Below are 10890 nucleotides of genomic sequence, written 5' to 3' on the forward strand. Positions count from 1 at the left end.
TTGAGGCACCGGGCGGGCTCAGGCGTACCGCTCGGTGTACTCCTCGACCGTCATGCCGAAGAGGAACTCGTCGTCGTACCGGCCGTTGGCGTAACGGCTCCTGCGCCGGCGGCCCTCCTCCACGAACCCGAGCCGCCGGTGCAGTTCGAGAGAGGCGTGGTTGGAGCTGTACACGGTCGCCTCGGCCTTCTGGAAACGACGCTCGTGGAACATGTAGCGCAGCAGCAGGACGATCGCCTCGCCGGCGTACCCCCGGCGGTGGTGCGGGGTTCCGATGGAGATCCCGTAGGAGAAGGTGCCGTGCACCCGGTCCACCGCGTGGGTGTTGATCGAGCCGACCGGGGCGTCGTCGTGCTTGGCGGCGATCACCAGGAAGAACTCGTCGAGGTCGAGCCCCATCTCCGCCTGCTCGGCGAACTCCTTCTTCGTCCAGGCGGCCGAGTGCGGCGGCGGGAGCCGCCAGCCGTTCCTGACGGCGTCGGAGTCCTGGTCGTAGCCGAAGAACGCCTCCCAGTCCTCGGGCTCCCTCGCGCGCAGCCGGACCCGCTCCCCCACCCAGAACGACGCTGTCATGACACGCAGCCAAGCAGATCGGCCGGGGTCGCCGCGAACGCTTTTCCGCCCCGGTCGCCCTGTGCTATTTCAGGGCTCCCGAGGTGAGGCCGGACTGGATCTGGCGCTGGAAGACGGTGTAGACGACCAGCATCGGGAGGATGGCCAGGGTGAGGGCGGCGAACAGGGCCGACCAGTCCTGGTCGTAGCCGGCGGCGGTGGAGATGTCGGCGATGCCCATGGTGAGCACCCACTTGTCGCGTTCCTGGAGCAGGATCAAGGGGAGCTGGTACTGGTTCCACTGGCCCAGGATGTTGAAGATCGTGATGCTGATGATGCCGGGCTTGGCCATCGGCAGCATGATCTGGAAGAAGACCCGGGTGTGGGAGGCGCCGTCCACCATGGCGGCCTCCCCCACGGCCGTGGGCAGCGTGCGGAAGAAGGCCGACAGGAAGAAGATCGTGAAGGGCATCGAGTACGCGATGTAGACCAGCACCACCCCCGCGTGGGTGTTCAGGCCGATGAACGGCCCGATCACCGGGATGGTCCCCATGTTCTGCACGACGAAGAAGAGCGGGGTCAGCGCCAGGTAGACGGGGAAGGCCAGGCCGGAGACGAACAGCAGGTAGACGGCCCGGTTACCGCGGAAGGGATAGCGGGCCAGCACGTACGCCGCCATCGACCCGATGAGCATCGTCCCGAACGTGCTGAACGCCACGACGATGACGCTGTTGAGCATGTACTGGCCGATGTGCGCCTGTTCCCACGCCCTGGCGAAGTTGTCCCAGCGCAGCGTGGCCGGCAGTGACCACGCGTCGCCGAAGATCTCGTCCTCGCTCTTGACCGAGGCCAGGAACGTCCACAGGATCGGGATGATCACGAGCAGCGTCCAGATGAGCAGGGCCAGGTGCGTCAGCAGGCCGAGCGGCCCGAGGCGGCGCCGGCGTTCCGCGCGGGCGATCTTCCGGGAGGTCGCCGCCGTCCACGAGATCATCGTTGTCATCAGTACTCGATTCGTTCGCGGCGGGACAGCCGGAGCGACAGGATCGCGAAGCCGACGGTGAAGAAGAACATCACCACACCGAGAGCCGAGGCGTAGCCGAAGCGGAAGTGCTCGAAGGCGTTGCGGTAGATCTCGGCGGCCATGACGGTGGTGGACCGGTCGGGGCCGCCGTGCTGCAGGGTCATCACCCAGACGATCGCGAAGACGTCGAGGGCGAGGATGCCCAGGTACACCCAGGCGACCTGGACGGTGTCCCAGAGCAGCGGCAGCGTGATCCGGAAGAACAGGCTGACGCGGCCGGCCCCGTCGATCTGGGCGGCCTCGAACATGTCCTTCGGGATCGAGGCCAGCCCGGCGGAGAACAGCACGACGTAGAAGCCGACCGCCTGCCAGACCATGACGGCCAGCACCGACCAGAACGCGACGTCGGTGTCGGACAGGAAGCCGACCGGGTTGAGCCCGAGCGCCATCAGCGGGCCGTTCAGCATGCCGCTCGCGTCCGGCCGGTACACCTGCTGGAACAGCACCGCGACCACGGCCACGGCCAGGACCTGCGGGAAGAAGAACACCACGCGGTAGAACTTGGACCCGCGGATGCCCGTCACGCCCTGCGGCCCCCCGACGTTCAGCAGGAAGGCGAAGAACAGCGCGATGACGATCGTGATCAGCGGCAGCAGCACCAGCAGCGCCGCGTTGTGCGTGACGGCCTTCCAGAAGACGGAGTCATGGAAAAGCCGGACGAAGTTCTCCAGCCCGATGAACCGCGGCGTGGCCGTCACGCCACGCCAGTCGGTCATCGCGATGTAGAACGCCTGGGCGTACGGGGCGATCACGTACACCAGGTAGAGAATCACCGGGGCTGCCAGGAACGAGGTGATGAACAGCCCACGGCGATACCGGTGGAAGAGCATCAACGCTGGTACTTCTTGATCGAGGAGTCGCCCTTGATCTCGTCGGCCTTCTTCTGGATGCGTTCGAGGTACTTGTCGGGGGTCAGCCCGCCCGACATCAGCTCGCCGGTCGCGGCGACGGCCTCATCCTTGAGCGGCCCGTACCAGTTGAACCAGCGGTAGTAGACGGCGTTCGCGCCCGCGTCGGCGACCGCCTTGGTGGCGCTGGTGACACCCGGCGAGATGTCGCGGCCCTCGGTGGCGCCCTTGACCACGGTCACCGTGCGGACCATCGCGCTGAAGTCGCCGGCCGCCTTCTTCGACAGCATCGCCCGCAGGTACTCGAGGCCGGCCTGCGGGTGGGCGCTCCTGGAGGAGACGATGAAGTTCTCGCCCGGCTGCGTGTGCAGGGTGCCGTACGGCATCTTGTCGGAGCCGGTGACGTCGGGGATCGGGAACATGCCGTACTCGAAGTCGTCCGGGGCGCTGCCCTTCTGCTCGTTCTCCAGCCAGGAACCGGAGGGCAGCATGGCCACCTTGTACTTGTTCTGGGCGGTCTGGGTCTGCACGTGGTCGAGACCGGTCGTGCCCTGCATGAGGTACTTCGCGCCGACCTCGGCCCAGGCGGTCGCCGCGGTCTTCATGGCGTCGGTGGTCCAGGCGCCGTCCTCGAGGTTGTCGATGTTGACCAGCACCTCGTTGCCGCCGACCTTCGCCGCCATGGTGAGCAGCGGCTCGTACAGGTACTGCGGGAACTTGCCCGCGTACGTGAACGGCGCCATCTTGCCGGACTTCTTGATCGTCTCGCACAGCGCGAGGAACTCGTCCCAGGTCTTCGGGATCTGCCAGCCGTTGTCCCGGAACGCCTTCTGCGAGTACCAGATGCCGTGGATGTAGTTGACGTAGCCGAGCACGCTGAACTTGCCGTCGTACATGCCGACGTCGATCACGGACTGGTCGATGGTGTCGCGGACCTTGACGTTCGGGTCGTCCCAGCTCGGCGCGTCCAGCAGCGGGGTGAGGTCCTGGAGTTGGCTGTCCTGGGAGAGCGCGCCGAAGTCCATGAAGTTGGCGCCCGAGTTGTCGATCACCTCGGGCGGGTTGCCGCCGGCGAAGCGCGGCTGCAGGACCTTGGTGATCTCCTTGGTGGCGTTGTGCTTGATCTCGACGCTCGGGTACTTCGACTTGAACAGCGGCTGGTGGATGTTCTTGGCGTAGTCCTGGCCGAAGCCGCCATCGAAGATCCACACCTCCAGCGGCTTGGCGTCCGCCACGCCGAACGGGTTGGCCGCGCTGGTCGCGGCCGGCGCCGCCGAACCCGACGACGTGGGCGCGGCCACCGGTGTGGCGCACGCGGCCAGCGCGCCGGCCACGGGCACGAGCGCGGCGCCGCGGAGGAGTTCGCGCCTGCTGATATGGGGGGTGTGAGGCATGATGACTACTCCTGACCTTTCATTTTCCGCGCCTGATGCGCCCTGCGTAGCGGCTCTCCAGGGCTTTGTTGTGCTCGTCGCCGCCGGTCACGTTGACCGACAGGTAGATGGGAGGCGTGTCACCGAGCGCGATGAGCTCGTCCACCGCCTCGGTGACCACCATCTGCGCCAGCAACGCTGAGGTGATCGTGGAAACCGCACCGTAGCCGCCACCGCCTGGCAGGTCGAGGATCGCGTCCCCGTACGGCGCGCCGTTGTCCAGGACGACGTCGGCCAGGTCGAGCAGCTTGCCGCCCGACGGGTGGCGGGAGGTCATCCGGGTGCTGTGCTCGACCGAGGTGATCGCGATCAGCGGATGCCCGCGTTCCGTGACGATCCGGGCCAGCTCGACGACCGTGCCGTTCACGCCGGAGCTGGACACCAGGACGAACACGTCCTCGGGAGCCACCGGCGCCAGGTCGTAGATCTGCCGCGCCACCGCCGGGTCCCGTTCCAGCTCCGGGGTGAGCACGCTCGGCGGCTGCCCGCCGTACAGGACGAGGTCCCGGGGCGTGAGGCGGTTGCTGGGCACCAGGCCGCCCGCCCGTCCGGCGATCTCCATGGCGATGGCCTCGGAATGCCCGGACCCGAAGGCGTTCACCACGCCCCCCGCCCGGATCGACGCGACGAGCAGCCCGGCGGCCCGGTGCACCGGCTCGGCCTGGCTCTGCGCGACCCGGTGTGCCAGATCGAGGACCTTGGCTGCGTACGTCATGGGCCTCTCCCCACCCGATGGCTCTCCACGGCGCTGATCGTGCGCTCGAACGCCTCGTTCGTGCGCTCGTAGGTGCGTTGCGCGACCGCCACGTAGAGGGCGTCCAGCACGAACAGTTGCGAGTGCACGGCGGCCAGCCCGCCGAGCCGGAACGTGGTCTCCCTGCTGGCGGTGGTCAGCACGAGGTCGGCCAGCTCGGCCAGCGGCGAGCGGGCGAAGGAGGTGACGGCGACGGTGAGCGCGCCGTGGCTGCCGGCCTCGGCGAGCGCCTCCATGACCTCGCGCGTACGGCCCCGGTGGCTGATGCCGATGGCCACGTCGCCGTCCTTCATGAGCGCGGCCTCCGACAGCGCCACGTGGGCGTCGCCCGCGCTCCAGCCGGGGATGCCGATGCGGCGCAGCCGTCCTTCCAGCATGGTCGCGACGTTTCCGCTGGTGGAGACGCCGACCAGGAGTACGCGCGGCGCGGCCACGATGGCGTCGGCCACCTGGGCGACGGCGGCCGGGTCGAGCCCCGCGGCGGTGTCCTGGATCAGCCTGGTGTCGGCGGCGGCCATCACCTCGATGGCGGCGTCGAGCGGGTCGTCGGGCCCGATCTCGTGGCCGACGCCCGCGCCCCAGCCCGCCTGCGCCGCCCGGCCCGTCTCGGTGGCCAGCGCCACGCGCAGCTCGGCGTACCCGGAGAAGCCGAAGGCCCGGCAGAACCTGGTGACGGTCGCGGGCGAGCTGCCCGCGCGTTCGGCCAGCGCGATGATGGTCGACCGGGCCGCCTCGGCCGGATCTCCGAGAATCACCTCGCCGACCCTGCGCAAAGCCTCCGGCAATCCGGGTAGTTCCGTTTCGACGCGCGCGAGCGCTCCTGAAGTCACGAATATTCCTTCCGAATACCCGGTCTTCTGGCGAAAATTATTCTTGCTTCTTGGTCACGTCAACCCCCAGACTCGGACCGTGACGCAATCGCTAGTGGTCGGGGTCGACGCCGGCGCCACCTCCACGCGGGTCGCCGTTCACACGCTGGACGGCACCAGGGTGGGGTACGCGCGGGCCGGGGCGGGCAACCCGAGCGCCCACGGGCTCGACAAGGCGGTTGCCTCCCTCGGGGAGGCGCTGACCGCGGCCCTCCCGCCCGGCGGCGGGGCGCGAGTGGCGGCGTCGATGGTCGGGATGGCGGGGGACGTCGCCGAGATGCTGCCCGAACTGCGGCGGCTCTGGACCGCGCACGGGATCGCGGAAGGGCCGCGCTACGAGGGCGACCTGACGATCGCCTACGCCGCCGGGTCGGCCGAACCCGACGGCACGCTGCTGTTGTCCGGCACGGGCGCGGGAGCGGCCCGGATCGTGGGCTTCGAGCTGGATCGCATCGCGGACGCCATGGGCTGGCTGCTGGGCGACAAGGGGTCCGGCTTCTGGATCGGCCGGGAGGCCGCCAGAGCCACCGTCGAGGCCCTGGACCGGGGGATGCCGGTCTCGGCCCTGCTCCCCGAGACGTCTCCCAAGACGTCTCCCGAGCCCTCGGTCCTTGAGCCCTCGGTCCTTGAGCAGGAAATGCCCTCGGCCCGCGAGTCCGGAGAGCCGGCCGGTGCGGCGGGCAGATCCGAGGGCGCGGCGAGAAGGTCGGCCGGTGCGGCGGGAGAGGCTGTGGCCGGTGCGGCGGGGAAGTCCGCCGGGCGGGCGCCTGTCGCCGGGGGGCTGCTTCTCACGCTCGTCGGGCGGCACTTCCTGGGCGCCGAGCGGCCCGCCACGCCGCGTGCCGCCGCCGCCCGTATCGTCCGCCTGGCGCAGGCCGACCACATGCGGCTGGCCGCGCTGTCCGCGCTGGTCGGCGAGGCGGCTTCGGCGGGCGACCCGCTGGCGGTCAAGATCACGCACGAGGCGGCCGGCCACCTGGTGGCGACCCTGCGGCGGGTGCACACGTCTGGGCCGGTGGTGCTCGCCGGGAGCGTGCTGACGAGCCCGGGTCCCGTCCGGGAGACCGTCACGGACCTGCTCTCGGGCGAGACCGTCCGGACGGCCCGCAACGCGGCGGGCGCGGCGGCCTGGTTGTCGGCCCGCACCCTCCTCCCGGACGACGAGGCCAAGGCCCTGCACGCGTCCTTCACCGCCTGACATCAGCCCGCACCGTCACCACTCGACTTGCGGTCGTCTCTTCTTGTCTACATGTACCAATCGCTTCGTCTGAACAGATGAACCGATTTGAGAGTTCTTGCCACGCCTTGGCCTATGTTTCTTACGTGCTCGACTACGAAGGGGACACCCACCTCTACCTCCAGATCGCCGACATCCTCCGGCATCGGGTCGTGGCGCTCTCCGCCGGACACCCGATACCGAGCGAGGCCGAGATCCAGGAAGAGTTCGGGGTAGCCAGAACCACCGCGAGACGGGCGGTTCACGTGCTACGGGAGGAGGGGCTGGTTTACACCGTTCAAGGAGAGGGCGCCTTCGTCGGCCCGTCATCGGATGCGCCACGCAAGAAGCGCAAAGCACCGCTATACCAGCAGATCGCGACAGATCTTACCGATCAGATCAAAGCAGGAAAGTTCCTCCCTCGTCGCCCGATACCCGGCGAGACGGCGCTGGTGAGACAGTACGGCGTGGCGCGCGAAACCGTGCGCCGAGCCATGGGGCTCCTACGTGAGCAGGGCTGGATCTACACCGTCGCCCAGCGCGGCAGCTACGTCTCCGAGAAGGAGGCGTGGCCGCAGGACTGAAACTGCCTACATAGTTGTATCGGAACGTCTACGGTATGAGCATGCTCGACCGGGACAGCCCCATCCCCATCTACATACAAGTCGCTGAGATGATCCAGGAGCTGATCATCACCGGACAGCTCCAGATCGGCGAGGCAGTGCCGAGCGAAGCAGCTCTTGCGGCGAAGTTCGGCATCGCCGTCACCACCGCGCGGAACGTAGCCTCTGAGCTGCGCCGGCGCGGCCTCGTCCACACCCTTCACGGCGAAGGCACATTCGTCGGACCTGTCGGCGCGGCCAAGACGAAAGCGACAAAGGCTTCTTACGTCGTCATCTCCGACGAGATCGCCGATCTGATCAGATCCGGCGAACTGCGGCCGAACCGGTCAATCCCCAGCGAGAAGGCGTTGATGCGGAAGTACGGCGTGTCCAGGGCCACGGCTCGGAAGGCTGTCTCGCGTCTGCGGGAGCAGCGCTGGGTCTTCACCGTGCCGTACCGCGGCACCTATGTGGCGAACCCGAGTGAGCGGCCCGAGTGAGCGGCCCGAGTGAGCCGGTTAGTGGTCAGCCCTTTACCGCGCCCGCTGTCATTCCTGTGCCGACGTGGCGTTGCAGGAACAGGAACAGCAGCAGGACCGGTAGGGCGAACAGGCTAGCGGCGGCCATGGTGGCGCCCCAGTCCGTGCCGAAGACGTCCCGGAAGGACGACAGCCACACCGGCAGCGTGCGCTTGTCCTGGTCCTTGATGATGAGCACGTTGACGAACGCGAACTCGTTCCAGGCGGTGATGAAGCCGAACAGCGAGGTCGCCATGAGGCCGGGTGCCAGCAGCGGGAAGACCACGCGGCGGAAGGCCGCCAGCCGGCCGCAGCCGTCCACCTGCGCCGCCTCCTCCAGTTCGGGCGGGATCGCGGCCAGGAAGCCGCGCAACGTCACGATCGTGAACGGCAGCGTGATCATGAAGTACACCCCGGACAACATGGCCAGCGAGTCGAGCAGGTCGGTGTCGCGGGCGATGATGAACACCGGCACGAGCAGCGCCTCCCACGGCGCCATCTGCGCGGCGAACACCGCCAGCACGAACGGGCCCCGCCCCCGCCACCGCATCCTGGCCACCGCGAAGGCCGCCATCAGCGCCACCACCAGCGCGACCAGCACCGCCGCGACCGTCACGAGCAGGCTGTTACGCCAGTACGTCCAGAATCCGGGGGCGTTCACGGCGGTGACGAAGTGGTCGAGCGTCGGGTTCGCGGGCCAGAAGGACGGGGTGTCGGCCTGGATGTCGCGGGTGGGTTTGAACGCGGTGAGGAACATCCAGTAGACCGGGAAGATCGTGACGGCGAGCACGGCCACCGCCGACGCGTTCAGCAGCAGCCGCCTCATCCGCGCACCATCCGGCGCAGGTTGCTGACCAGGGCGACGGCGAGCAGGACGACGGTGAGCATGGCCACCGCCGAGCCGAGGTCGTAGCGGTGCAGCACCCGTGCGATCTTGAACGCGTACACGGGGAGGGTGGTGGTGGCGTCGCCGGGGCCGCCCTGGCTGAGCACCCAGATCTGCGGGAAACACTTGGCCACCCAGATCACCTCCAGCGAGGCGACCAGCGCGAAGAGCTGTCTGAGCATGGGAAAGGTGACCCTCCAGAACACCTGCCAGCCGGTGCCGCCGTCGATCCTGGCTGACTCGAACAGCTCGACGGGGATGGTGGTGAGCCCGGCGTAGAGGGTGAGCGCGGCGAACGGGACCGACTGCCACACCACCAGGATCACCAGCACGGCGAAGGTGGCCGTGCCGTCCGCGAACCACGTGTAGCCGCGGAAGGAGTCGAGGCCGAGCGTGACCAGCAGCCAGTTCACCACGCCCAGTTCCGACTGGAACAGCCACTGGAAGACGGTGGTGGCCGCGATGATCGGCGTCGCCCAGGCCAGGGCGAGGGCGCTCATGAGCGCCAGCCGCAGGCCGCGGCGCAGGCGCGGGAGCAGCAGCGCGATCCCGGTGGACAGCACGACGATGAGCACGACGTTGATCGCCGTCCAGACCAGCGTGCGCAGCAGCACCTGCCAGAACTCCGCGCCCGACAGCAGTTCGGCGTAGTTCTCCAGGCCGGCGAACGCGGCCCCGCCCCTGATCAGCTCGCCCATGCGGAAGTGCTGGAACGAGATCACCGCCGCCTTGAGCAGCGGATAGAGCAGGAGGAAGGCCCCGCCCGCCACCGTGGGCGCGATGAGCAGGTAGGGCCAGGGTGAGCGGGAGCGCATCAGGATCCGCTGTTCAGCGTCGTGGTGATCGTCTCCGAGACCTCGCGGGCCCGCGTCGCGGGGTCGGCGCCGGTGAGGACGGCCGTCATGTACTGCTTGATGACGGAGGTGGCCTCCACGGCGGCCCAGTTGGGGGTGTTCGGGGTGGCGCGGCCGTTCGCGGCGGCCTCGGCCATGGCGGCGGTGCCCTCTTCGCCCGACAGGACGCCGGCCAGCGCGGTGCGGTTCGGCACGAAGCTCATGGCCTTGGCCAGCTCGGTCTGGAACTGCTCGCCGGCCAGGGCCTTGACCAGCTCGTACGCCTCCTCCTGGCGCTGCGAGGCGGCCGGGATGATCAGGTCGGAGCCGCCGGTGAAGACCGTGCCCGGTTTGTCGGCCGTCTTGCCCGGGATGGGGAAGAAGCCCATCTTGTCCTTGAGCTTCGGGTCCACCTCCAGGACGCGGGCCGCGATGCCGGGCACGGCGATGATCTGGGCGACCTTGCCCTGCGCGAACACCTCGTGCTGGGGCGGGTTCGCCTCGTCGGCGTCCTTGGGGCCCTTGCCGAGGGCTTGGAGGCGCTGGTAGTAGTCCAGGCCCGCGAGTGCCTGCGGAGTGTCGAGGGCGCCCTTCCACCTGCCGCCCTCCTGGACCGCGAGGTCGCCGCCCTCGTCCCAGATGAAGCCGGCCAGGGCGTACCAGGTCTGGCCGGTCAGGTAGATGCCCTGGTTACCGCCCTTGTTGAGCTTTTTCGTGACCTCAAGCCATTCGTCGCGGGTCTTGGGCGGCTCCGTGACCCCGGCCTGGGCGAACAGGTCCTTGTTGTAGACGACCACGCGGTTGGCGGCGTACCAGGGGATCCCGTACTGCTTGCCGTCGATGTTGCCCGGCTGGGCCAGGCCGGGCAGCCAGTCCTCGCCCTTCAGCTCGGCCACCTTCGCGCTCAGGTCGCTCACGCCGCCGCTGGCCGAGTACTGGGCGACCTGGGTGTTGCCCACCTCGATCACGTCGGGGGCGTCGGTGCTGGCCAGGGCCGCCGTGACGCGCTCGCCGACGCCGTCCCACGCCTGGATCTGGATGTCGAGGTCGACGCCCCGGTGCGCGGTCTCGTACTCGGTCTCGAACTTCTTCAGCAGTTCCTGGGTGACGCTGCCGTCCATGATCCAGACGGTCAGCTTCACGGGGTCGCCGCTCGCCTTGGGCGTCTCGGCCGCGGTGCCGCACGCGCCCAGCGCGAACACGGCCGCCAGGGCCAGGATGCGGTGTCTCATGACATTCCTCTTCACGGGGGGTGCCGCGCCCGCCCGGCGGGGGCGGGCGCGGGGGGTCGTCAC

Annotated in this window: 12 protein-coding genes; 3 read left to right on the forward strand and 9 right to left on the reverse strand. The window is 68.9% G+C overall.

Translation table 11 applies throughout. The annotated features are described in order from the left end of the window. Positions 1–18 precede the first annotated feature (18 nt). The 6 genes from FAF44_RS17430 to FAF44_RS55790 all read right to left on the reverse strand — a co-directional run bounded on the left by FAF44_RS17430 (position 19) and on the right by FAF44_RS55790 (position 5501). The gene (locus tag FAF44_RS17430; protein WP_237104224.1) at positions 19–573 is read right to left on the reverse strand and encodes a GNAT family N-acetyltransferase; all 555 of its coding nucleotides are present in this window, start codon (positions 571–573) and stop codon (positions 19–21) included. 64 nt (positions 574–637) lie between these two features. Next, positions 638–1555: a carbohydrate ABC transporter permease gene (locus tag FAF44_RS17435; protein ID WP_237104225.1), complete on the reverse strand. Its 918-nt coding sequence runs from the start codon at positions 1553–1555 to the stop codon at positions 638–640. Next, positions 1555–2466, reverse strand: coding sequence for a carbohydrate ABC transporter permease (locus FAF44_RS17440; protein WP_237104226.1), 912 nt, complete (start codon positions 2464–2466; stop codon positions 1555–1557). Before FAF44_RS17440 ends, FAF44_RS17435 begins: the two co-directional genes overlap by 1 nt. Next, complete coding sequence (gene ngcE, locus FAF44_RS17445) at positions 2466–3878, reverse strand: N-acetylglucosamine/diacetylchitobiose ABC transporter substrate-binding protein (RefSeq protein WP_237104227.1); 1413 nt, start codon at positions 3876–3878, stop codon at positions 2466–2468. Before ngcE ends, FAF44_RS17440 begins: the two co-directional genes overlap by 1 nt. A gap of 19 nt (positions 3879–3897) precedes the next feature. Next, on the reverse strand, positions 3898–4632 hold the full coding sequence (locus tag FAF44_RS17450) for a sugar isomerase domain-containing protein (protein ID WP_237104228.1): 735 nt from the start codon (positions 4630–4632) through the stop codon (positions 3898–3900). Then, positions 4629–5501: a MurR/RpiR family transcriptional regulator gene (locus FAF44_RS55790; protein WP_237104229.1), complete on the reverse strand. Its 873-nt coding sequence runs from the start codon at positions 5499–5501 to the stop codon at positions 4629–4631. Before FAF44_RS55790 ends, FAF44_RS17450 begins: the two co-directional genes overlap by 4 nt. A 79-nt stretch (positions 5502–5580) precedes the next feature. Between FAF44_RS55790 and FAF44_RS17460 the strand changes: the two genes are divergently transcribed. From FAF44_RS17460 to FAF44_RS17470, 3 genes are all read left to right on the forward strand, one after another. Then, entirely contained in the window at positions 5581–6738 is a 1158-nt protein-coding gene (locus FAF44_RS17460) for an N-acetylglucosamine kinase (protein ID WP_237104230.1), read from the forward strand. A 125-nt stretch (positions 6739–6863) separates the two neighbouring features. Then, positions 6864–7340, forward strand: a complete 477-nt coding sequence (locus FAF44_RS17465; RefSeq protein ID WP_237104231.1) for a GntR family transcriptional regulator — start codon at positions 6864–6866, stop codon at positions 7338–7340. A gap of 35 nt (positions 7341–7375) precedes the next feature. Next, positions 7376–7858 (forward strand): GntR family transcriptional regulator, encoded by a 483-nt coding sequence (locus tag FAF44_RS17470; protein ID WP_237104232.1) that lies wholly within the window; start codon positions 7376–7378, stop codon positions 7856–7858. Between the two features lie 25 nt (positions 7859–7883). Here the strand turns inward: FAF44_RS17470 and FAF44_RS17475 are convergent, their stop codons facing one another. Genes FAF44_RS17475 through FAF44_RS17485 form a run of 3 tightly spaced genes read right to left on the reverse strand, consistent with a single transcriptional unit; the run spans position 7884 to position 10827 of the window. Beyond that, the gene (locus FAF44_RS17475; protein ID WP_237104233.1) at positions 7884–8702 is read right to left on the reverse strand and encodes a carbohydrate ABC transporter permease; all 819 of its coding nucleotides are present in this window, start codon (positions 8700–8702) and stop codon (positions 7884–7886) included. Continuing rightward, positions 8699–9577 (reverse strand): carbohydrate ABC transporter permease, encoded by an 879-nt coding sequence (locus tag FAF44_RS17480; protein WP_237104234.1) that lies wholly within the window; start codon positions 9575–9577, stop codon positions 8699–8701. Before FAF44_RS17480 ends, FAF44_RS17475 begins: the two co-directional genes overlap by 4 nt. Beyond that, on the reverse strand, positions 9577–10827 hold the full coding sequence (locus tag FAF44_RS17485) for an extracellular solute-binding protein (protein ID WP_237104235.1): 1251 nt from the start codon (positions 10825–10827) through the stop codon (positions 9577–9579). Before FAF44_RS17485 ends, FAF44_RS17480 begins: the two co-directional genes overlap by 1 nt. Between the last annotated feature and the right edge of the window lie 63 nt (positions 10828–10890).

This window comes from Nonomuraea sp. MG754425 (genome assembly GCF_021699195.1).
Lineage (GTDB): Bacteria > Actinomycetota > Actinomycetes > Streptosporangiales > Streptosporangiaceae > Nonomuraea.

Coding starts and splice junctions, on each gene's coding strand:
- FAF44_RS17430 (WP_237104224.1), bottom strand. CDS start 573: ATGACAGCGTCGTTCTGGGTGGGGGAGCGGGTCCGGCTGCGCGCGAGG.
- FAF44_RS17435 (WP_237104225.1), bottom strand. CDS start 1,555: ATGACAACGATGATCTCGTGGACGGCGGCGACCTCCCGGAAGATCGCC.
- FAF44_RS17440 (WP_237104226.1), bottom strand. CDS start 2,466: ATGCTCTTCCACCGGTATCGCCGTGGGCTGTTCATCACCTCGTTCCTG.
- ngcE (WP_237104227.1), bottom strand. CDS start 3,878: ATGCCTCACACCCCCCATATCAGCAGGCGCGAACTCCTCCGCGGCGCC.
- FAF44_RS17450 (WP_237104228.1), bottom strand. CDS start 4,632: ATGACGTACGCAGCCAAGGTCCTCGATCTGGCACACCGGGTCGCGCAG.
- FAF44_RS17470 (WP_237104232.1), top strand. CDS start 7,376: ATGAGCATGCTCGACCGGGACAGCCCCATCCCCATCTACATACAAGTC.
- FAF44_RS17475 (WP_237104233.1), bottom strand. CDS start 8,702: ATGAGGCGGCTGCTGCTGAACGCGTCGGCGGTGGCCGTGCTCGCCGTC.
- FAF44_RS17480 (WP_237104234.1), bottom strand. CDS start 9,577: ATGCGCTCCCGCTCACCCTGGCCCTACCTGCTCATCGCGCCCACGGTG.
- FAF44_RS17485 (WP_237104235.1), bottom strand. CDS start 10,827: ATGAGACACCGCATCCTGGCCCTGGCGGCCGTGTTCGCGCTGGGCGCG.